General features: G+C 45.9%; 17 protein-coding genes. 6 read left to right on the top strand and 11 right to left on the bottom strand.

The window, feature by feature from the left end; all coding sequences use genetic code 11:
- The first annotated feature begins 119 nt into the window (after nt 1-119).
- The 4 genes from ACIGBN_RS11880 (at nt 120) to ACIGBN_RS11865 (ending at nt 5,608) form a co-directional block, all read left to right on the top strand.
- Nucleotides 120-878, top strand: a complete 759-nt coding sequence (locus tag ACIGBN_RS11880) for a sulfite exporter TauE/SafE family protein (protein WP_133003866.1) — start codon at nt 120-122, stop codon at nt 876-878.
- Nucleotides 875-2,245, top strand: coding sequence for a sulfoacetaldehyde dehydrogenase SafD (gene safD / locus ACIGBN_RS11875; RefSeq protein ID WP_133003865.1), 1,371 nt, complete (start codon nt 875-877; stop codon nt 2,243-2,245). Before ACIGBN_RS11880 ends, safD begins: the two co-directional genes overlap by 4 nt.
- 283 nt (nt 2,246-2,528) lie before the next feature.
- Nucleotides 2,529-3,920 carry an aspartate aminotransferase family protein gene (locus ACIGBN_RS11870; RefSeq protein WP_396665639.1) on the top strand — a complete coding sequence of 464 codons (1,392 nt, stop codon included), beginning with the start codon at nt 2,529-2,531 and terminating at the stop codon, nt 3,918-3,920.
- A gap of 221 nt (nt 3,921-4,141) precedes the next feature.
- The gene (locus ACIGBN_RS11865; RefSeq protein WP_396665637.1) at nt 4,142-5,608 is read left to right on the top strand and encodes a PLP-dependent aminotransferase family protein; all 1,467 of its coding nucleotides are present in this window, start codon (nt 4,142-4,144) and stop codon (nt 5,606-5,608) included.
- 27 nt (nt 5,609-5,635) lie between these two features.
- On the opposite strand, the gene ACIGBN_RS11860 is transcribed toward ACIGBN_RS11865, so the two are convergent.
- The 11 genes from ACIGBN_RS11860 to ACIGBN_RS11810 form a co-directional block, all read right to left on the bottom strand.
- Nucleotides 5,636-6,439: a glutathione S-transferase family protein gene (locus ACIGBN_RS11860; protein WP_133003862.1), complete on the bottom strand. Its 804-nt coding sequence runs from the start codon at nt 6,437-6,439 to the stop codon at nt 5,636-5,638.
- A gap of 495 nt (nt 6,440-6,934) precedes the next feature.
- On the bottom strand, nt 6,935-7,852 hold the full coding sequence (locus ACIGBN_RS11855) for a LysR family transcriptional regulator (protein WP_133003861.1): 918 nt from the start codon (nt 7,850-7,852) through the stop codon (nt 6,935-6,937).
- A 223-nt stretch (nt 7,853-8,075) separates the two neighbouring features.
- Nucleotides 8,076-9,572, bottom strand: a complete 1,497-nt coding sequence (locus tag ACIGBN_RS11850; protein ID WP_396665634.1) for an aldehyde dehydrogenase — start codon at nt 9,570-9,572, stop codon at nt 8,076-8,078.
- Entirely contained in the window at nt 9,569-10,810 is a 1,242-nt protein-coding gene (locus ACIGBN_RS11845) for a Zn-dependent hydrolase (RefSeq protein WP_396665632.1), read from the bottom strand. Before ACIGBN_RS11845 ends, ACIGBN_RS11850 begins: the two co-directional genes overlap by 4 nt.
- A gap of 32 nt (nt 10,811-10,842) precedes the next feature.
- Nucleotides 10,843-12,570, bottom strand: a complete 1,728-nt coding sequence (locus tag ACIGBN_RS11840) for a thiamine pyrophosphate-binding protein (RefSeq protein ID WP_396665630.1) — start codon at nt 12,568-12,570, stop codon at nt 10,843-10,845.
- 275 nt (nt 12,571-12,845) lie between these two features.
- The gene (locus ACIGBN_RS11835) at nt 12,846-13,553 is read right to left on the bottom strand and encodes an aldolase/citrate lyase family protein (RefSeq protein WP_396665628.1); all 708 of its coding nucleotides are present in this window, start codon (nt 13,551-13,553) and stop codon (nt 12,846-12,848) included.
- 3 nt (nt 13,554-13,556) lie between these two features.
- Nucleotides 13,557-14,840: a TRAP transporter large permease gene (locus ACIGBN_RS11830; protein ID WP_133003856.1), complete on the bottom strand. Its 1,284-nt coding sequence runs from the start codon at nt 14,838-14,840 to the stop codon at nt 13,557-13,559.
- Complete coding sequence (locus tag ACIGBN_RS11825) at nt 14,833-15,297, bottom strand: TRAP transporter small permease (RefSeq protein ID WP_133003855.1); 465 nt, start codon at nt 15,295-15,297, stop codon at nt 14,833-14,835. Before ACIGBN_RS11825 ends, ACIGBN_RS11830 begins: the two co-directional genes overlap by 8 nt.
- Nucleotides 15,298-15,300: 3 nt before the next feature.
- A complete protein-coding gene (locus ACIGBN_RS11820) occupies nt 15,301-16,302 on the bottom strand; it encodes a DctP family TRAP transporter solute-binding subunit (protein ID WP_396665625.1) in 1,002 nt (333 codons plus the stop codon).
- Between the two features lie 350 nt (nt 16,303-16,652).
- Complete coding sequence (locus ACIGBN_RS11815; protein WP_133003853.1) at nt 16,653-17,306, bottom strand: peroxiredoxin; 654 nt, start codon at nt 17,304-17,306, stop codon at nt 16,653-16,655.
- Between the two features lie 179 nt (nt 17,307-17,485).
- Nucleotides 17,486-18,847 (bottom strand): sigma-54 interaction domain-containing protein, encoded by a 1,362-nt coding sequence (locus ACIGBN_RS11810; RefSeq protein WP_396665622.1) that lies wholly within the window; start codon nt 18,845-18,847, stop codon nt 17,486-17,488.
- Between the two features lie 201 nt (nt 18,848-19,048).
- Between ACIGBN_RS11810 and ACIGBN_RS11805 the strand changes: the two genes are divergently transcribed.
- Together ACIGBN_RS11805 and ACIGBN_RS11800 are read left to right on the top strand one after the other, a co-directional pair.
- Nucleotides 19,049-19,927, top strand: coding sequence for an MBL fold metallo-hydrolase (locus ACIGBN_RS11805; RefSeq protein WP_396665620.1), 879 nt, complete (start codon nt 19,049-19,051; stop codon nt 19,925-19,927).
- 73 nt (nt 19,928-20,000) lie between these two features.
- Nucleotides 20,001-21,584 carry a TIGR01244 family sulfur transferase gene (locus tag ACIGBN_RS11800; protein WP_396665618.1) on the top strand — a complete coding sequence of 528 codons (1,584 nt, stop codon included), beginning with the start codon at nt 20,001-20,003 and terminating at the stop codon, nt 21,582-21,584.
- Nucleotides 21,585-21,594 lie beyond the last annotated feature (10 nt).

Genomic DNA, 21,594 nt, shown 5'->3' with positions numbered 1-21,594 from the left:
CGCCAAATGTAAGAAGCCAATGCGGTCTGACGTTATTCTCAAACTGGACCTATGAAGTGTTTTTTCTTCTCAATAGACTGTGAACACTAAACACAACTGGGTGCTATTAAGGGTTCAAGATGGATGTAGTCTCTTTGTCGAATGAAAGTCTTATATGGCTGTCTCTGGCGATTGTTTTTGCTTCGGCGATCACGTCAATTACTGGCATGGCAGGTGGTGTATTGATGTTTTCCGCCATGAGCGTCTTTATGCCAGTAAAACCTCTGATTGCGATTCATGGTGTGGTTCAGGTGTTTAACAATGCAGCACGCAGTTGGTTTTTGCGTACCAGTATTCGCTGGAGAATGTGTTCCTTGTTTGGTATTGGGGCGGTCTTAGGCGCCTTGATAACCACATTGTTTATCGTTCAGTACGTTGGTGAGTTTTTTCCATTGCTGCTGCTCGTTTGTTTGATTTTATACACCTTGTTTAAGCCAAAACACATGCCACAAGTGAAAATCCAAGAGAAAAATTTCTTCTGGGTGGGCATTGCAACAGGGGCTATGGGGATTGTGGTTGGGGCTATTGACCCCTTGTTAGCGGTGTTTTTTATTCGCGACGATTTAACCAAAGAGGAAGTGGTTGCCAATAAGTCGTTGATGCAAATGTTTGCTCACTTAACCAAAATCCCTGCGTTTTTATTCTTAGGTTTTTCGTTTCTGGATAACGCATACCTCATTCTGGTGTTGAGCATAGCGGCGGTGGTCGGTGCCAAGCTGGGTGTGATTGTGCTGCGTTATATCAATACCAAGTTTTTCTTTGCACTAATGAAGCTGGCTTTGTTCATCGCAGCAGGCCGTATTATTTATCAATTGATTCAGATGGGAGTTCCGCTATGAGCCAAACGTATTCTTTAGTTAATCCGTATAACAATGAACTATTGGGTGAGTATGAATACTCATCTTGGGCGCAAATCGAAGAAAAGCTGGCGCTATTAAAACAAGGTCAGAAAACGCAGCGTAAGACGGCGGCTTTTGAGCGTGCCAATATATTAATGACGTTGGCGTCTTTATTAAAAGACAATGCTGAAAAGATGGCCAAGCTCATCACGTTAGAAACCGGAAAAACGATTTCAGATTCTCGTGTGGAAATGGTCCGTGCGGTGAATGCTACCATCGCCAGTGCAGAAGAAGCGCGCCAAATCAGCGGTGAAGCCTTAGATTCTGATGCCTATGCGGCGGCAGGCGGAAAAATTGGTGTGGTGTGTTGGCGTCCGCTTGGCACTATATTTTGCATCACGCCGTTTAACTTTCCAATCAACATAGCGATGCACAAAATTGGCCCTGCGTATGCGGCAGGCAACTCGATCCTATTCAAACCAGGCCCACAAAATACCGCGTCTTCTCAGTTGTTAGTCGACTTATGTTATGAAGCGGGCATTCCACAAAATGTGCTGCAGTTCTGTATGCCGCCATTGTCTGACTTAGACCGTTTGAATGCACACCCTGCGATTAACGCGATTAACTTTACCGGTGGTACGGCGGCGGCGAACGCTATTTCAGCGGCGGCGGGTTATAAAAAGCTGTTGCTTGAACTGGGTGGTAATGACCCTCTTATTATTATGGAGGATGCGGATCTAGAAGCCGCGGCCAAATCGGCAATCAACCATCGTTTTGCGACGGCAGGACAACGCTGTACGGCGGCGAAGCGTCTTTTCATTCACGCTGCTGTGTACGACAAATTTAGAGATATTTTGGTTGAAAAGAGCGCGGCCTTGGTCATTGGCGATCCTATGAAAGACGATACTTTTGTTGGGCCTGTGATTCATCAGGCGGCCGCAGACGAAATTCGTAAACGCATTGAAGGTGCGATTAATGATGGGGCGACGGTGGCATTAGGTAATCAATACGAGGGGGCGTTTGTTTACCCTACGATTCTTGAAAATGTCAGTGCGGACAGTGAAGTGATGATCGAAGAAACCTTTGGCCCTGTGATGCCATTGTACAAATTTGATGATGTGGAAGAGATTATTCCGATTATCAATAACACCGCTTATGGCTTGCAGGCAGGTATTTTCAGTAACAACTTATCCGTAATTCGTTATCTGTTTGAAGAGCTGGATGTGGGGACGTTAGCGACCAATGATGGCCCAGGTTTTCGCACCGAGCACTTTCCTTTTGGCGGCGTAAAAGAAAGTGGCGTAGGACGTGAAGGAATTAAATACGCGATTCGTGAAATGAGTCATACCAAAACATTGGTTATTTAACCTATTTCATTTAGTTGTGTGTGAAAAGCGGCCTAGAGTCGCTTTTTTTATATTTCTATCTATCTGATTTTTATAGTTTTAATTTGATTTCTTGATGAGTTCTAGATGCTGTTGATCTGGTCTTATCATTGCGTTGCTTCTGGTTCTAACAGTTTCTCTAGGAGAAGCGTAATTTTACTCTATCGGAAATAAATAGGTGGCTTGGTTGATCTTTGTTTTCGAGAGAAGAAAACAAAAGAACCTCGTTAAGTTGGTAAATTCAGCAAGAATTGGAGTGGTTACTATGACGTACGATGTAAATGATTTTGACTCTTTGGATGTGGTAAACAACGATCGTGATCATGTTTGGCATCATCTTGCTCAGCATAAGCCATTTGAAAAAACAGGCCCAATGGTGATCGTAAAGGGTGAGGGCATGAGAGTGTGGGATTCAAAAGGAAATGAATACCTAGACGCGGTTTCTGGCGCGGTTTGGACGGTAAACGTAGGCTATGGCCGTACTGAGATTGCGGACGCAGTGCGCGACCAATTAGTTGAAATGAACTACTTTGCACAAACCGCGGGTAACGTTCCTGCGGCGAAGTTCTCCAAAAAGCTGATTGATAAAATGCCAGGTATGAACCGTGTGTATTTTTCTAACTCGGGTTCAGAAGCCAATGAAAAAGCCTTTAAAATCGTGCGTCAAATTGCTCATAAGAAATACGGCGGCAAAAAAACCAAGATTCTATATCGTGACCGCGATTACCACGGTACAACCATTGCGACATTAAGTGCATCAGGCCAATACGAGCGCCGTAATCAATACGGTCCATTTGTACCTGATTTCGTCGAAGTACCTCATTGCTGCGAATATCGAGCGCAAGATGATGCAGATAAAAGTAACTATGGTGTTTGGGCCGCGAACCAAATCGAGAAAGTGATCTTGGCGGAAGGCGCAGACACCATTGGCGCCTTGTGTCTTGAACCCATCACCGCAGGCGGTGGTGTGATTGAGGCGCCTGCGGGTTATTGGCCTCGTGTCCAAGAGATTTGCAAACAGTACGATATCTTGCTGCATATTGATGAAGTTGTGTGTGGTTTGGGTCGTACAGGGACTTGGTTTGGTTATCAGCATTATGGTGTGAAGCCTGATATTGTGACCATGGCTAAAGGTGTCGCATCGGGTTATGCCGCGATTTCTTGTACGGTTACAACAGAGGCGGTGTTTGAAATGTTTAAGGAAGACGAAGACCCACGCATGGGTTACTTCCGTGACATTTCGACCTTTGGTGGCTGTACAGCAGGCCCAGCGGCGGCGCTGGTTAACATGGAAATCATTGAAAACGAGAAACTATTGGAAAACGCCACACACCAAGGTGAATACTTGCGTGGTCGTTTAAGCGATTTGATGTCAAAACACCCACTCATTGGAGAAGTGCGCGGCAAAGGGTTATTAGTGGGCATCGAATTGGTGAAAGACCGTGCGACGAAAGAACCCGTAGAAGAAGAAACCGTCATGGCCATTGCGGGTCATTGTATGGCTAATGGTGTCATTATTGGGCGTACTAATCGTTCTTTCAAAGCGTTTAATAATACCATTTGTTTGGCGCCTGCTTTGATCTCGACTAAAGAAGACATGGACCAATTGGTTGCGGCATTAGATGACGCTATTGCAGACGTGACCAGCAAAATGTAATGCTTTGTGTTGAATGTGAGAATAAGCCCTAAAAGAGGCGCGGTGTTATGTCGCATTTCGAGGCTTTGTCTTAGTGTCAAAGCTCAGCATGGCGTGCTGAGCTTTGACCTTCTAAGTTTTATCGCGCCAGTGTTCACGTCTACAGTGGGTATTTGTGTGTCGAGACGACGCTTTTCTCGTTAGAAAATGTCCAGTCACGCTTCATTTTAAGGTGTTTTTCTATGATGCAACTTTTCCACCTTTCTCAAAGCAAAGACAGCAGTTTACAAAAGCAATTACGCGAACAAATTGCGCTCGCCATTATGAAAGGCAGTATCCCATTGGACATTCCACTGCCATCCAGCCGCAAGCTCGCTGAACAATTGAACATTGGACGCAATACAGTGGTGTTGGCCTATGAGCATTTATTGGACGATGGCTATATTGTCGCCCGAGAAAGGCGTGGCTATTTTGTTAACCCTGATATTTTAGGCGGCCAAGTGAGCGCGTCGCTAAGACCCACCGAGGAAGAATATAAACGCCCAGACTGGGAGCGCCGCTTTAAAGTACAACCCACCGCCCAGACCAACATTGTTAAAGTGCCCGACTGGCAATCCTATGAGTACCCATTTGTGTATGGGCAATTTGACGAAAAAATCTTTCCTAGCGTTAACTGGCGCGAATGCTGTCGGGATGCCGCCAGCGACACGGCATTAAACGATTGGGCATCCGACAATCTAGACAACGATGATCCACGCCTAATCGAGCAAATACGCACGCGTTTATTGCCGAGGCGAGGGGTTTGGGCGTCACCACAACAAATATTGATCACCGTTGGTTCTCAGCAATCTTTGTTTATGTTGGTGCAACTATTATTAGACCAAAATTCGGTACTGGGCCTTGAAGAGCCGGGTTATGTCGATGTGCGCAATATCGCCAGCTTGCATAAGTGCCAGATTAAACCATTGGCCATCGATGATGGTGGCCTGATTGTCGATGACCAGCTTAAAGGTTGTGATCTCATTTACACCACGCCGAGCCATCAATGCCCAACGGCGGTCACCATGCCAATTGAGCGTCGTTATGAGTTATTGAATAGGGCGAACAGCGATGACTTTTTAATCATTGAAGACGATTATGAAAGTGAAACCAACTTCAATGGCAAACCCAGTCCTGCGTTAAAGAGCTTAGACACCAGTGATCGAGTGATTTACATTGGCAGTTTGTCAAAGACCTTAGCGCCGGGACTACGGCTGGGTTATGTGGTGGCATCAGAGCGCTTGATTCAAGAGGCGAGGGCGCTGAGACGCTTGATGATTCGTCATCCAGCGACCAATAACCAGCGCGCGACCGCGTTCTTTTTAGAACGGGGTTATTATGATGCGCTGATGATGAACATCTCTCGAAATTACCAAGCCCGCTGGAATGCCATGAATCGCGCGCTAAACAAATACCTACCAGGAAGTTACGAAGTGCCCACCTTTGGCGGTTCTTGTTACTGGGTAAAGGGTCCTAAAGAGCTTGATGCGCTGGTACTGCAAAAATTGGCCCAGAAAGAGAGTATTCTAATTGAGCCTGGCAATGTGCATTTCTCTCAAGAGAATAGTCCCAAGCATTATTTCCGCTTAGGTTTTTCCTCTATTTCCACTGATCGTATTGAGCCAGGAATTCAGAAACTCGCAGCGATTATTCAAAAGGCCTGCCGCTAAAGGATAGGCCTTGTGAGTGCATGATAGTTAGTTAGAAAACATCCTTTTGATTTTCAAAATCAGGCGCAGGAAAGACAAGGGTACTGGTGGCATCCACTTTTTAATGCCGTTTTTGTAAGAGTCTCGTTTTTCAAATGCTTTTGCCCAGCGTTTGACGTGACTGTATTGATCCACAGGAAAGCCCAAACCGCTTAATAGTACGTATTGGGGAATCCAAGCAATATCGGCAAGAGAGAGTTGTTCTCCAACAATCCAAGCATGTTGTGCCAGTTTGCTATCAATTTCTGAAAACACCTCGTGTATTTGTTCCGCGGCTTCTTTTACTCGTCCTTCAGGAAACCCTTTTAAAGACTGTTCGTGGAACGCTAATAGCGTTTTATCTGGTTGAATTTGACGATAGCGCTCCATATCACTTTCTGCTTTTGTTCCGCCTCCTAGGGTGCCGTAAACAAAAGTTTTAATGGTATTAACGTGTATTTCAGAGGCGAAATTCACCCAGTACTTTACGTCTGCTGCGAGTGCTTGGCTGTCAGTTGGAATGAGCGCTGGTTCAGGAAACTTCTCTTCTAGATACAATAAAATATCGTTGGATTCTGTGACTATCTCACCATTATAAACAATCGCAGGTACTAAGCCTTTTGGGTTGATTTTCAAGTACCAGTCTTCTAGATTTTCTTTTTTGCTTAGGTTGACCTTATGACTCTTCCAAGGGATGTTTTTTTCTTCGGCCATGATTCTTACGCGCATTGAGCAATTGGAGATACCAGCATGATAAATGTGCAGGCCTGTCATGGATTTTATCTCTTGGTCATCAGTCTGGATAATCGGCATTCTTGTTGCTCCTAATGAAAAGGGTGGGCTTCTGTCGTCGATCAAGGGACAGATATTTAGTTGATAAAGACAACCATATGTTAATTTGATTGATCTTGTCAACTTGTTTTCTGCGAATGCTGTTATGACTGAGTTTCTTGGGCAAGAGCCACTTTTCGCCTGACAGGAAGGCTTAATAATAGATAACACAACAATAGGCCGCTTCCCAGCATCACCACAAGCGTCTGCAGAAACTGGCTATTTTGTCTGTAAAGATAGCGACTATTCTGGGTGGAAGGAGCAAGTCTGGGTGGAAGGTGCAGTCTATGATAAAGCCGCGAATAACGTCGCAATGGGTGTTAATTTACGTTACTAATCTGGTTGTGTAAGTTGATAAGAAACCGCTTAAGCTTTCTTTCCCTTTAGCTTAAGCGGTTTTGCGGTAGGCTCAGATGTTTCTAGAGACTACTTTTAAAACCTTGCATTTAGCCTCTTAGGTTTTCTATTTTGATCGCACTATTTATTCTGTAATGCTGCCATCAGGGCGCTAAAGAAAACCTCTTCCGCCTCGCTGAATTTCGGCATTTTGTTCCACATTAAATACAAGCTGATGCGAGCCAAACCATCGTAGGGAGGAAGCTGCCAAAGGTTTCCAGAAAGTACATCTTGCTGCACGACATTTTCTGGTAAGGCACCAATACCAAGGCCTGCTTTAATCATTCTTCTTACTTCTTCTAAGTTATCACTGGTGCCAACAATGCGACCTTCGAGCCTTTCTTGTGCTCTGTAAATGGCCAATGGGGCCAATACACCATCGAGTTGCTCGCTAGCGAATGACACAAAGAATTCGTCTCTTAAGGCTCTGATACTGATGTTTTCTTGTTGGTATAAATGATGATCTTTTCCGCAATATAGATTGTATTTTTGACTTAACAAAAGCGTGTCAGACAATTCGGCGTGTTTTCTGTATTTGAGGCAAATACCAATGCTGGCGGTGTAATTAAGCAAGTTTTGTTTCACATACTCACTGGAACCAGACAAAATTTCGAAAGTGACCCTTGGGTTATTTTTGTGAAATTCTCCCAAGACATGGTCAAAAACATCGCTGTTTATTCCAGTGACTAAGGCGATCCTAACAATGCCGCTTAAGTCATGGGGCGTTGCGCGTACTGCGGTGGTCAGGCGGGCGATACTGCCGTAAATCACAATGGCTTCACGATAAACGAGTTCGCCTGCTTTGCTTAATTCGAAGGTGGTTCCGTTGCGAATAATTAAACGCTCGTCCAATCTCTCTTCAAGGCGTTTAAGGGCTAAGCTGATGGCAGGTTGAGTGAGGTGCAAGCGATCTGCGGCGCGGCTTATACTGCCTTCTTGTACAATGGCAATAAAGGTTCTTAATAGATTCCAGTCGAGCCTGTCATGAATGCCAGACATAGTTTATCCGCCTATGGAGCTGAAAAATTAACTGATCATAGTACAGTTAATTTCTTTTGAAAGGTATTTCATGCGATGAAAATTTTGTGCTGTTTAGTGGCGTAGGGCACTATAGTGAGCTTTCTTCATCTCCTTCTTACCTGCGCAGCACCTTCTTTAAGTACAGAAAGTGCTGCGAAAATGGTCAGTAATGCTCTATTTTGGGTGTTGCTTCAAACCAAACTTATTCGTTTAGATCAATCCAAGTTGATTTTAGATCCGTGTATTTTTCCAGAGCATGGATGGACTTATCGCGACCAAAACCGGATTGTTTTCTACCCCCAAAAGGAACTGTGATAGCCCCATCAGCATAGCTGTTCACCCAGATCATTCCTGCTTGAAGCTTTCGAGAAACACGATGGGCTCGGCCAAGGTTGTTGGTCCAAAGTCCTGCGCCTAAGCCATAGTCAGAATCATTGGCAAGGGCAATGACTTCCGCCTCTGTGGTAAATCGACATAATCCGAGTACCGGCCCAAACAGTTCTTCTTGCATAACCAAATTGCTATTATCGCTGCATTCAAGAATGGTGGGATTTAAGAACCAGCCTTCTTGAAGTTCTGAGCGCAGGGCAGGGGTAAGCTCTTTAGCACCGCCAGCAATGGCTTCTTCGACGCCTGCAATAATACGTTCAAACTGCAATTGGTCGACGATTGCTCCTGCTAAATTGTCAGGGTTAAGGGGATTGCCAGGTTGATATTTCTTTGCTTCTGCGAGCAGTAAGGGCAAAAAGCGGTCATAAATAGAATCTTGCACATACAGGCGCGAAGCGGCAATGCAGACCTCACCTTGATTAATAAAGATGGCCGCTGCTGCGGTGGCGGCGGCGCGCTCTAGGTTCTCATAATCATCAAAGATAATTTGTGGCGATTTACCACCACACTCTAGCCAAACTCGTTTCAGGTTAGAGTGTGCCGAATACTCCATAAAGCGTTTACCAGTCAGCGTGGACCCGGTGAAGGTCAAACAGTCTACATCAGGGTGTAGGCCTAAGGTTTGTCCTGCTACCTTGCCTTGGCCTGGCACGATTTGTAACACGCCATCAGGCAGGCCAGCTTCTGCTGCCAGCGCAGCAAGACGAATCGCGGATAAACTCGATTGTTCAGCAGGTTTGACGATCACACTGTTGCCTGTGGCAAGAGCGGGGGCAATTTTCCAGCTGGTAATCATTAAGGGAAAGTTCCAAGGCACAACCGCCGCAATCACGCCTAACGGCTCTCGTGTTACCGTGGCCAAGACGTTTTCAGCGGTAGGCAGTACTTCATCATTAATGGTCTCGATGGCACCGGCGTAGAAGCGAAAGCAGCGAATTGCTTCGGGAACATCAAAGGCGAGCGCGTCGGCTGCCGTTTTGCCCATGTCCAAGCTTTCCAGCAAGGCCAATTCTTCCGCATGCTCGGCCATCAGATCTGCAAGCTTTTCAAGTACAACACGACGTTGGCTTGGCGATATGCGCGCCCAATCACCTTGATTAAATGCCGCGCGGGCGCCTGAAACGGCACGGTTTACATCATTTTCACTGCAATCGGCAATGTGCGTCAGTGTCTGTTTATTCGCTGGGTTGATGCATGGCAAAGTGCGTTGATCTTGCGCATCACAGTAGTGGCCATTGATCCAAGCGCGCCCTTCAAAAGAGAGCGTGTCTTGCCGTTTTAGCCAATCTTGGTGAGTTAATTTGCTCATAGTGCGCCCCCAGCTTCCGCTAACATAGCGTTTAACAACACATGGGCGCCAGCTTCTAATTCATCGGGTCGTGCGTCTTCTATTTCGTTATGGCTAATCCCCCCAATACAAGGGACAAAAATCATGGCCGTTGGGATGGTGCGACTTAAATAAACCGCATCATGGCCCGCGCCACTGATCATTTCTATGTGCGGCAGCGCTAGAGAATTGACCGCGTCACGAACACGGTTAATACAGTCTTTATTAAAATGAGTGGGTGGCATCTTTTGAACCACTTTTAACGCGATCTCGATGCCTTCCTTTTTCTCTTCGAGCAATAAGGCTGCAAACTCGTCGTGCATTTTATCGAGTTCTGCTTTGTCGCTGTGGCGTAGGTCTACGGTAAATTTCACGCGACCAGGCACCACATTACGCGAGTTAGGGTGCATGTCTAACTCACCCACTGTCACGCGGCCATCTGGCTGACGAGAGTCAGCAATGGTGAGAATGCGATTAATAAGTTGTGAGGCGGTTTTTAATGCATCTCGGCGGTAAGACATCGGGCTTGGACCTGCATGACACTCTTGGCCTGTCACAACAACGTCATACCAATACAGGCCGAGGGCACCTGTCACCACGCCAACCGGTAGGTTTTCGGTGTCGAGTACAGGGCCTTGTTCAATGTGAGCTTCAAAATAGGCTTTTACATCGTAACCGCCAACCGCTTCACTGCCCGCGTAATTAATGCGTTTTAGCTCGTCGCGTACACTCATGCCGGCTTTGTCTTGAGCCGATAAGGCTTCTTCGAGTGTTAAGGTGTTGGAAAATACACCAGAACCCATCATCACAGGGACGAAACGTGACCCTTCTTCGTTTGTCCAGATGGCGACATCAATAGGGTGATCTGTGGTGATTTTTTGCTCGTTAAGGGTTCGAATGACTTCTAATCCCGCTAAGACACCATAGTTACCATCAAATCGCCCCCCAGTCGGTTGGGTGTCAATGTGGCTGCCACACATAACAGGGGCTAAGTCCGCTTGGCGACCTTCGCGACGGGCAAAAATATTGCCAATTTGATCAATTCGAATGCTCATGCCTTCGTCACGGAACCAGCGGATTACTAAGTCGCGCCCAGCTTTGTCTTCGTCAGTTAGCGCCAGTCGACAGTTGCCACCTAGAGGTGTTGCGCCAATTTTTGCGAGATCCATTAAAGATTGCCATAGGCGAGAGCCATTCACTTTCATAGGAGATTGCGTCATCGTTGTTCTCTCTTTCAATCGTTAAATTAGGGTTAAGCGTTATTTGACTTAGCTTGATCGCTGAGCGCTTGCTCACGTATTGAACTAAGCAATTGGCCTGGTGCAATGCCATTTGAGTCGTATCTGAGCTCAATAATGGCGGGCAGCTTTTCTGTTTCAGCAAAAGACAGCGCATCACGGAAAGCCTGTTCAAACTCAGTGTCTTTCGTGACTATGGCACCTTTGCCTCCGTAGGCTTCAATCAGATTAGAAAACTCAGGGTTGGCGAAAGTGAGGGCAATTTCACGACCAGGGAACTCTCTTTCTTGGTGGGCACGAATCGTCCCCCACATACCGTTGTTGAACACCAAGATGACAATGCCCAACTTGTACTGCATCGCCACAGCCAACTCTTGTAAATTCATTTGAAAGCAACCATCACCGGCGTAGCAGATAGACGGCTCATTTGGGTATTCAAATTTATAACTGATGGCGGCAGGCAAACCGTAGCCCATGGTGCCGACAGTGGAGGCTAGAGAGCTACCATGACCAGAGAATTGCATGTAACGATGGGGATAAAGTGCATAGTTACCGGCACCCACGGTCACACAGCCACGCCCGCCTAATACTTCATTGACTGTGCAAGAAACCTTGTCGAGGCTTAACGAACCAGGGGAACTAAGCGGGGTTAACGACGCCAGATAGGCTTGGCGTGCTTGCTGACGTAGACTTGCCCAACGAGCAGCTTGAGTGGGTGTTAGCTCCGCGAGCATAGAGGCAAAACCGCACACACTGGCATTAATAGCAAGGTCTGGGCGATACACTCGGCCCAATTCTTCAGGGTCAGGGTAAACATGAATAAAGGTTTGCTTTGGTTGAGGCGATTCGATCCATGAATAGCCTTCACTGCTGGCTTCGCCAATGCGGGTTCCAACGGCAAGGATGAGGTCGCTGTTTTTTAATTGTTGACGCAATTCTTCTGTCATCGACCAGCCAACATGGCCGACAAATTGCTCGTCGTGCTGGTCATAACATTCTAAGCGGCGCCATGCGACGCCAACGGGTAGGTCGAATCGTTTCGCAAACTCAGCCACTTGTGCTGTGGCTGTGGTGCTCCAGCCGCTGCCGCCAATCAAAAGAAAAGGACGTTCAGCCGCCTCTAAGCGTGTTTGTAAATCCTGCATTTGCTGTGAATTTACATAGCTTTGTAGTGGCGCCATCGGGGCGACATTGGCCACAACAGATTGATCCCACAAGACGTCTTCAGGTAGGGCTAAAACAACAGGGCCAGGTCTGCCGCTGGTGGCTACATTCCAAGCACGAGTAACGTATTCTGGGATGCGGTCGATAGAGTCGATTTGCGCCACCCACTTAGTCATTTCGCCGAACATGCGGCGGTAGTCGATTTCTTGGAAGGCTTCGCGTTCGACAAAGTCATTGCCTACTTGGCCAACAAATAAAATTAATGGCGTAGAATCTTGATACGCGGTATGCACACCAACCGATGCATTTGTTGCCCCTGGACCACGGGTAACAAAGCAGATTCCAGGTTCACCGGTAAGCTTGCCGTAGGCTTCTGCCATATAAGCTGCGCCACTTTCTTGACGACAAGTGACGGCTTGGATGCTGTCTGTGTGCTCATTAAATGCATCGATGCAGGGTAGGTAGCTTTCGCCAGCGACCATAAAAATGCGTCGTGCACCTTGCATTTTAAGTTGCTCAACTAGAATTTGTCCGCCGTTGCGTACTTGTGTTTGTTTATCTTGTGTTGCATGAGACATGGCTTTCTCCAGAATTTTTTAATTCGTGCTTGAGTCCAAACACAGAGATAAAGGTCATCGTTGTAAAATCAGCATTTAAATAATGAATAAGGCGTGATAAAAATCATCTGCATCATATTTATCTTTACTTGCCTGTTCGTCAATTTTGCAAATTTAATAGGGCGTATAATTCGATTTTATGTGAATTTAAAACGCACGAGTCCCTTCTCTCATTAATTGAATTTAAAGAGTGAAAATGTATTGGTGTTTTGTTTTGTGTCTTTTTAAAAGTCTTTCTAAGTTTCTAATTTAGGTATTTGCTTTATGTCTATTATGCACTTTGAGCGAAAACCTGATTGATAAGAGAAAGCCAAATCTTTTTCATAGTCAGATTTGTTTTTTTGACTTTCGGTTAAATCAGGCCAAGGCCCATCAATGGCGATAATAGAATGTTGTAAACAAGTCGCTAGAAAGGTTTCGCGCTGAGGTCTCATCATTTCCATTCTCATTGGCTCTTTTGATAACCCCAAGGATGTCGATAAATCCCCAGTGCCTAGCAAAGCTGCCAAAATGTTCGCAGGGCAAGACATGATCGCCTCGAGATTTGTTATCCCAGCATGGCTTTCGATGGTGGGCACAATAGGAGTATTTGCCAAGCCGCACTGCGTCATTGCGTCAGTGAGTAGCAACAATTGTTCGGGTGTTTCTACTTGTGGAAGAAAGAGAGCATAAGGCTTGGTGTGGCCGAGCAACAAGAGTTGTTCGGCCCCTCCATTTGATAACGCGTCGATGCGAATGGCACAAGCGACCTCGTTTTGTTGGCAGAGAGTCACCGCTTGTTGGAATTGCTCACAAGCAAGAATTTTGTTTTCTTTTGCGGTGAACTCTTCCAAATCGATAACGATGACGGTTGGCGACGCTTTGGCCGCCTTTTCAATCGCATCAAGGTCATCCCCTGCAATAAACAGCCAAGAATCAATGGTGTTTGAGCTTGAAATAGTCATGCGTTACTCCATTAAATTCGGTAGGTAGAGAACAATTTCAGGCACAAAGATTAATAATATAAGTACCATGACCATAGACGCTAGCATTAATAATAATGGACGGAATGCCTCAGATGTTTTTATTCCTGCAATGCGACAAGAGGCCATTAGATCAATACCAAGCGGTGGTGTGTTTGCCCCAATGGCGAGGTTTATGGTTAATAAAACACCAAAATGTATTAGATCGATGTTGTAGGTTTGTAATAAAGGTAAAACAATCGGTGTGATAATAATAATGATGGCAATACTTTCCATGAAAGTACCAAGAACTAATATGACAGCCATCAATAAAAGTAAAACACTGTATTTACTGCTTGTTAGATCCGCTATTAATGCAGCAACCGCTTGAGGAACCGCTTCATAACTTAAACACCAAGCGAATAACCCCGCCGCAGCGATAATCAACAAAATGGCCGCGCTGGTTTCTGCGGTTTCCTTTAGTGAATCCCATAGCGCGTTTAGATCCAAGCAACGGTAAATGAAAAAGCCCAAAATCAATGCATAAACAATGGCAGAAATGGCGGCTTCGGTTGGTGTGAAAATCCCCAGTCTAATACCACCGATGATCAATACCGGCACGATAAGCGCTGGAATAGCATCACGTAATGCGATCAGTTGCTCCATTCTGGAAAAGCGTTTACCGCCAGACCAGCCGTTTTTCTTGGATAAATACACAGCAACAATAATGAGCCCTGTTGCCAATAGTATTCCAGGAATAATACCGCCCATAAAAAGTTTGCCGATGGACGCATTGGCCGTGGTGCCATAAATGATCATCACGATACTAGGGGGAATAACCGTCCCTAACGAACTTGACGTGCCGACCAAGGCCGCGCTGAAACCAGGGGCGTAGCCTTCTTTTTTCATCGCAGGTAACAGCATACTGCCGATGGCGACAACGTCCGCCACTCCAGAGCCTGATAAGGCGCCAAAGAGCATACAAGCCAGCACGGCAACCACGGCTAAGCCACCTGGTTTGTTTCCAACGATCGCCATGCATAAATTAATAATGCGGACCGTGAGCCCTGCTCGGTTCATCAGTTGGGCAGCAAAAACAAACAGAGGAATCGCCAGCAATGTGAAGCTATGCATGCCAGCCACATATTGTTGTGCTGCGACCATCATGGGCGCCGCATCAAAAAATAATAAGTACCCTAAAGCCGCAATGAGCAGGCTAAATAGGATAGGTACGTCAATAATTAAACAGACAGCAAAAATTGCTAATAGTGATAAAGCGCCACTACTCATGGGAAGATCTCCAACTTGCACATAAGGTTGCAATGTGAACAAGGCCAATAAAAGTACAGCTCACAGGTACACTGAGATACAGCAGTCCGACTGGCCACTGCATTGCAGGGGTGTGTTGATTTATCGTCAGCAAGGTAAGATCCCAGCCCGATTTGGTTAATAAGACCATCGCCGCAATAATCAGCACATCTACCAGACGGTGAAGTAGTCGGGTTATTTTTTGGTTTTTTAGCCACAGAGCCAAAATGCCAGCCGACAGGTGAGAGTTGTTTTTACTGCACCAAACAGCCCCCGTCATAGCGACCCAAATTAATAGGAACTGAGGAAGCTCCTCTGCCCAGTGCGGTGTGACGCCAGCAAAGAAGCGCATAAAAACGATCCAGGCGATCAGGGAGGCCATAATGGCCACCCCGACAGCGGAAAGGTAAAGGTTAAGTTTGATTAAAAGGCGCAGCATTTTTTACTCTCCAGATGTTTGTTCTGCTGCGGCGTATTGTTTGACTAAGTCGATCATGTCCTTGCCTAGAATGGGTTCGTATTTCTTCCAAACAGGGGCAACCGCGGCGGCAAAAGGCGCAGTATTTACCGTATTAATAACCATGCCTTGATCTTCTAGTTTCTTAATCAATTTGGAGTCGTCGTTCTGGGTCATAACTCGCTGTTTATCACGCCATTTATCGGCTAGTTTCTGCACCGTTACCTGATCTTCATCAGACATACGCTTCCAAGTGTATTGGGAAAAAGCCAAACAAGCAGGAGACCAAACGTGGCCAGTTAATGAAACGTACTTTTGGACTTCATAGAAAGAGGAGGAGTAAATAATAGCCAGTGGATTTTCTTGAGCATCGAATACGCCCTGTTGAAGAGCGGAATACAGCTCACCAAATGCAAGAGGTGCAGGGCTGGCGCCTAAGCCAATAAAGGCATCGAGTCGCATCTTGTCTGGCGTAACGCGGATTTTTAAGCCATCTAGGTCTTTAGGCGTGTTAATCGGTGCTCGATTATTGGTGATATGACGAAAGCCATTTTCCCACCAAGACACGATTTTAATATTGTGCTTGAGAGCAAGGTTTTCTAAGCGATCACCAAGCTTGCCGTCATAGGCAGCATAAGCGGCTTGACGATCCGGCCAAGCATAAGGGAGTTCTGAAATACCAAATTTTGGTTCAACCGGCTGGAATGAACCACAGCCAATGATACCGGCTTGAATGCTGCCAATTTGCAGGCCTTCAACTAGGGTGTTTTCATTGCCTAATTGGCCACTCGGGTAGAGCTTGATAGTAACGCGGCTGTTGGTTTGATTTTTAACGTCTTCGGCAAATCCTTTTGCTGCCACATTCCAGCTATGGGACTCTGGCAATACGTCCGCCAGTTTGATTTCCAATGCTAAGGTTTGGTTTGCGGCCAGTGCGATGGAAATTGCACTGAAAGTGAGTAGTGAACTTTTGATGGAGTTTCTCATAATTTACCCTTTGTGTAATATTTGTTATGTCAACTACACAATTGCTTAAATTTTGTGAATCTACAATTTTTTATATTTAATGATGCGCATAAATTTGATTAATACCATTTGTATTTTACGTCGCTGCACTAAAATAGAGTTTTTAGGTAGCCGCGCTAGGCCAGATGCAGGGTGCGTTTGCTGTGAGAGGGGGGTTCTTGCCCCATTTTGGTGTTGGGTTTTGTTTTGTTATTGTGCGCTTTAGTGAGAGACATTAAATTTCAAAGAGGGGTGTTGAGAATAAAAAAACCAGAGCAGGCAACTGATCTGGTTTTCGTAGCGTTTGGTGAATTGCGTCTTAGTTTTTGAGACTAAGAGGGCATTTTCGCCATACGAAGGTAAGGCAGTACCGCGTTTACTTCGCCAAATTTTTCTTTGGCCTGTTCGTCATTTAAGGACAGAGCCACGATAACGTCTTCTCCAACGGTCCAGTTGGCTGGCATGGCAATCGGTACGCCGTAGCTTGCTTGTAGAGCATCCAGTGCACGCAACACTTCGGCAAAATTACGCCCCACAGACATTGGATAAGTCATGGATAATTGCAACTTTTTATCTGGACTAATGATAAACACCACGCGTACGCTGGCTGAGTTTGCCGCGGTGCGACCATCGGGCAAGTAAGCATCGGCTGGTAGCATATCAAGCGCTTTTGACACCGTTAAGGATTCATCTGCGATGATCGGAAAGCTGGCTTTGGCACCAGAAAAAGACTCAATGTCTTTTTTCCATTCTTTGTGTTCTGCCACGCCATCAACAGACAAGCCAATTACCTTAGTACCGCGTTTTTCCCACTCAGCAGACAATTGAGACACGGCGCCAAATTCTGTCGTACACACGGGCGTAAAATCTTTCGGGTGGCTGAATAAAATGGCCCAGCTGTCACCAATCCAATCGTGAAGCTTAAAGGTGCCTTGATCTGTTTCGAGTTCTAAATTTGGAACGGTATCGTTAATGCGTAATGACATCACTATTCTCCTTTGAGTCTCGTTTATTCAGCAGCCTATTCAGGTGACTGAGGTTTGGCCTATTGCGTTATGCAATTTAATTCTTTGCCGTCAAATGCGTGACTTGATGAAACAACATTAGATCTTTCTAATATTGATTGCAACCACTATCGAACTATTGGCTTTATTTAAGAAAACTATCACGACTCAAGTTTTCGATAGAGTGAGCGTAGACTAATGCCTGCCACCGCCGCCACCTTTTCTTTGTCATGATGATGGCGAGCCATTAACTCTGCCAAGTAATGTTTTTCCGCTGTTTTTAAGTCTGGCCATTCTGCTTTCGTTGCAGACATTATGCTGGTTTGGGGGGATGGGTGAGGCAACAGCAAATGCTCACTGTGCTGGTGAAGCTCGTGGTCTATGTTTAAGCACTCTTCAATTGTGCGCCGTTCGATGAGGTTGGTGTCGGTCAAAATGATGGCGCGGTTAAGTATGTTTCTTAGCTCTCGAATATTGCCAGGAAAATCATATCGTTTCAGAGTTTGCAGTGCCGAGTCCGTTAGGTGATATTCCTTTCCTTCGCTAATACGGGCCAATAACGTCGATATGAGCAAGGGCAAATCGTCTTGTCGTTCACGCAATGACGGCACATAAACGGGGAACACATTAATTCGGTAATAGAGGTCTTGGCGGAATTCGCCTGTTTTGACCATGTTTATCAGGTTTTTATGTGTTGCGCAGACGAGCCTAAAATGGCTGTGCTTAACGGTTGATGAGCCAACTGGCCGAAAGGAGCCCGTTTCAATTAGCCGCAATAATTTCACTTGCATAGAGAGCGGAACATCCCCTATTTCATCAAGGAACAAGGTGCCACCATTTGCCTGTTCTACTAAGCCAGTACGATGGTTGTTGGCACCGGTAAAGGCGCCTTTTACATGACCAAATAGCTCGCTTTCAAATAAGGAGTCGGTCAGTCCTGCGCACTCCAGTGTAACCAAAGGATTGTTGGAGCGTTGACTGCCTTGATGAATGGCGTGGGCAACCAGTTCTTTACCGCTGCCTGATTCACCCAGCAGCAAAACAGAGGCTTCGCTGTGACTTACACGGGTAATCTTCTCAAGCATTTGATTGAATTTTTTACTGGAGCCAACCAGGGCGCTTGTGATGTTTTCTGCACTAGCAACGGCGACAGCGCGTAATAATTCAACAAAGAAAAGCAGCTCACCTTGGTGGTCATGTATTGGCAGCATCTCGACATCCACATGTTCTTTTCCTCGAGGCGTTTGGTGGATGTGAAGCACTCGCTCTTTGTGCCCCGTTTGTTGTACGGCGGATAGAGGGCAATCTTCTCCTGCTTCATCGCAGGGAACTGAGTAGCCGTGGGACACTTCAAAGCAACGAGGTTTTTTCGCAAATGAGACTTCTCCAAATTCTTGTCGATAGTACTCGTTAGTCGCAAGGATCTGATAATCCACAGAGACAAGAATGGCGGGGCAGTCGTAGCCCTCCAACATGTTTGAAAGAGCGTCATAAGGCGAACGGTCAGAAGCAATGATAGTCATAAAGGCAGTGTCATATTTGGCAAGGTTAGCGTCAAATATGGCAAAGCGGGTGAGATTAGTCAAAGAAAGCCGAATCAGAATTATATTTTATTGATATAAATCAGTTGGTTAGGTCTGTTTTTGATGTTGGCACGGTTTCTGCTCTATATAAATAATCAACCGACTTCCGGTTACCAATTGATTAAATAGGGGAAACAGATCATGACTCATTCCGTGATAACGCCCAAGGTTGCTGCTTTTTTTGACAAAAACTCCAACACATTTTCGTATGTTGTTAAGGACCCTAGCTCAGTAAGCTGCGCCATTATTGATAGCGTTTTAGATTTTGATTACGCCTCCGGTAGTACCTCTTATAGCGGTGCGGATGAAATTATAGAGTATGTCAAAGGGCATAAGCTGAGCGTTGAATGGCTTATTGAAACCCATGTTCATGCCGATCACCTTTCAGCCGCACCGTATTTACAAGACAAACTGGGTGGGAAAATTGGTATTGGCCAACAGATCACCACAGTGCAAGACACCTTTGCCACTGTCTTTAATGAAGGCGCTGGTTTTAAGCATGATGGATCACAATTTGATTATTTATTTCAAGATGGTGAGCACTATCAAGTAGGCGCCATGCCTTGTGTGGCAATGCACACACCGGGTCATACCCCAGCATGCTTTACTCATGCCTTAGGAGACGCTGTTTTCGTTGGTGACACCTTGTTTATGCCTGACGCTGGTACGGCGCGTGCCGATTTTCCTGGCGGCGATGCGGCGACCTTGTTCGACTCCATCCAAAAAATATTGGCCTTGCCTGACGGTTATCGCATTTTTATGTGTCATGACTATTGCCCAAACGGTCGAGAGTTAGAGTACCAAACGACGGTTAAAGCCCAGCGTGAAAGCAATATTCATGTGCGCAAAGACATCAGCAAATCGGTTTTTGTTGATTTGCGTGAAACACGAGATAAAACCCTCGATATGCCGCGACTTATTCTACCTTCGTTGCAAATTAATATGCGCGCTGGGCACATGCCAGAGCCTGAGGATAATGGTTTGGCCTATCTAAAAATCCCATTGAATGCCTTTAAGTAGCTCACTTATTCACAACATGATTATAAAAAATATTTTAATAACAATGACTTAATAGAAATATCGAGAGATCACTATGATACGCAAACAAATAACTCGCCATTACTCAGTGTCTGAACAAATCAGCTTAGAGGATGTGGATCGCTTGGCCGAATCCGGCGTCACCCTGATCATTGGCAACCGACCAGATAATGAAGAAGAAGGGCAGTTAGCCTTTGCTGAGATAGCCGCACGAGCAGAAAACAATCACATCAAAGCGCTGCATATTCCATTTGCTGGTGGCCAAATGCAGGCCACCGATGTGGCGGCGTTCAAGGCCGCGCTTAAAGAAGCGGATAACGTTCATGCTTTTTGCCGCACAGGGAACCGTTCTACCCTAATTTGGGAAGCGGCCAATCAAAGCGAAGTGATTTCAAAAGCCCATGACAAAGTCAAAGAATTCGATGTGGTGATTGTTGGTGCGGGGACGGCCGGAATCTCAACCGCGGCAAGCTTATTAAAGCGTAAACCCAGCGTGCGTATTTGTTTGATTGATCCTGCGACAGACCACTTTTATCAACCGGGTTGGACATTAGTGGGCGGCGGCGTGTTTAAAGCGGAAAAGACCCGTAGAAACATGGCGGATGTGATGCCCAAAGGTGTTGCATGGAATAAAACGTCAGTCAAAACCTTTCAACCTAGTGATAACCAAGTCACGCTTGAAGACGGTCAAGTGATTGCTTATCAGCAATTGGTGGTGGCCTCGGGTCTAAAATTAGATTGGGCGGCGATCGAAGGCTTGCCAGAAGCGCTAGGGCGCAATGGCGTGACGTCTAACTACCGATATGATCTGGCGCCTTACACTTGGGAACTGGCTAAGACGCTAAAAGGAGGCAAGGCGATTTTTACTCAACCACCAATGCCAATTAAGTGTGCCGGTGCGCCACAAAAAGCCATGTATTTGTCTTGCGATCATTGGTTAAAACAAGGGGCACTGGATGAGATAGAAGTGTCCTTTTACAACGCAGGAGGCGTCATATTTGGTGTTCCAGATTACGTACCAGCGTTGAATGCGTATCTGGAAAAATATCAGGTAAATACGCATTTCACTCATAACTTGGTGAAGGTGGATGGACCGAATCAAGTGGCGTATTTTTCCGCAAAAGATGAAAACGATCAACCTGTTATGATCGAAAAAGAGTTTGATATGCTGCATGTTTGCCCACCGCAATGCGCGCCAGATTTCATTCGCAGCAGTGCATTGGTTGATGATGCCGGTTGGATCGATGTGGACAAAGAAACATTGCAGCATACGACCTTTGACAATGTGTGGTCATTGGGCGATGTGGCCAATACACCAAATGCGAAAACCATGGCGGCTGCTCGCAAACAGGCGCCGGTTGTCGCCCAAAATATTTTTGATGTGCTCGAAGGTCGCCCGATTAAGGCAATTTACGACGGTTATGGTTCGTGTCCATTAACCGTTGAGCGCGGCAAAATTGTATTGGCAGAATTTGGTTATGGTGGTGTGGTCATGCCAACCTTTCCAAGTTGGCTTAACAAGGGCACCAAGCCGACACGGTTAGCCTGGATATTAAAAGAAGACCTATTGCCGCCGTTTTATTGGCACGGCATGTTGAAAGGGTATGAATGGTTCGTTAAGCCAACAATGCGCAAATAATGAGAGCTCA

Origin of the sequence: Marinomonas sp. NPDC078689 (assembly GCF_044542435.1) — a bacterium.
Taxonomy (GTDB): Bacteria; Pseudomonadota; Gammaproteobacteria; order Pseudomonadales; family Marinomonadaceae; genus Marinomonas; species Marinomonas arenicola.
Note: the sequence above shows the minus strand (reverse complement) of the source record. Positions and strands in the feature narration are given on the sequence as shown.

Excerpts from the sequence above, each read along its gene's own strand:
- ACIGBN_RS11880 (WP_133003866.1), top strand. The coding sequence starts at position 120 with ATGGATGTAGTCTCTTTGTCGAATGAAAGTCTTATATGGCTGTCTCTG.
- safD (WP_133003865.1), top strand. The coding sequence starts at position 875 with ATGAGCCAAACGTATTCTTTAGTTAATCCGTATAACAATGAACTATTG.
- ACIGBN_RS11870 (WP_396665639.1), top strand. The coding sequence starts at position 2,529 with ATGACGTACGATGTAAATGATTTTGACTCTTTGGATGTGGTAAACAAC.
- ACIGBN_RS11865 (WP_396665637.1), top strand. The coding sequence starts at position 4,142 with ATGATGCAACTTTTCCACCTTTCTCAAAGCAAAGACAGCAGTTTACAA.
- ACIGBN_RS11860 (WP_133003862.1), bottom strand. The coding sequence starts at position 6,439 with ATGCCGATTATCCAGACTGATGACCAAGAGATAAAATCCATGACAGGC.
- ACIGBN_RS11855 (WP_133003861.1), bottom strand. The coding sequence starts at position 7,852 with ATGTCTGGCATTCATGACAGGCTCGACTGGAATCTATTAAGAACCTTT.
- ACIGBN_RS11850 (WP_396665634.1), bottom strand. The coding sequence starts at position 9,572 with ATGAGCAAATTAACTCACCAAGATTGGCTAAAACGGCAAGACACGCTC.
- ACIGBN_RS11845 (WP_396665632.1), bottom strand. The coding sequence starts at position 10,810 with ATGACGCAATCTCCTATGAAAGTGAATGGCTCTCGCCTATGGCAATCT.
- ACIGBN_RS11840 (WP_396665630.1), bottom strand. The coding sequence starts at position 12,570 with ATGTCTCATGCAACACAAGATAAACAAACACAAGTACGCAACGGCGGA.
- ACIGBN_RS11835 (WP_396665628.1), bottom strand. The coding sequence starts at position 13,553 with ATGACTATTTCAAGCTCAAACACCATTGATTCTTGGCTGTTTATTGCA.
- ACIGBN_RS11830 (WP_133003856.1), bottom strand. The coding sequence starts at position 14,840 with ATGAGTAGTGGCGCTTTATCACTATTAGCAATTTTTGCTGTCTGTTTA.
- ACIGBN_RS11825 (WP_133003855.1), bottom strand. The coding sequence starts at position 15,297 with ATGCTGCGCCTTTTAATCAAACTTAACCTTTACCTTTCCGCTGTCGGG.
- ACIGBN_RS11820 (WP_396665625.1), bottom strand. The coding sequence starts at position 16,302 with ATGAGAAACTCCATCAAAAGTTCACTACTCACTTTCAGTGCAATTTCC.
- ACIGBN_RS11815 (WP_133003853.1), bottom strand. The coding sequence starts at position 17,306 with ATGTCATTACGCATTAACGATACCGTTCCAAATTTAGAACTCGAAACA.
- ACIGBN_RS11810 (WP_396665622.1), bottom strand. The coding sequence starts at position 18,847 with ATGACTATCATTGCTTCTGACCGTTCGCCTTATGACGCTCTTTCAAAC.
- ACIGBN_RS11805 (WP_396665620.1), top strand. The coding sequence starts at position 19,049 with ATGACTCATTCCGTGATAACGCCCAAGGTTGCTGCTTTTTTTGACAAA.
- ACIGBN_RS11800 (WP_396665618.1), top strand. The coding sequence starts at position 20,001 with ATGATACGCAAACAAATAACTCGCCATTACTCAGTGTCTGAACAAATC.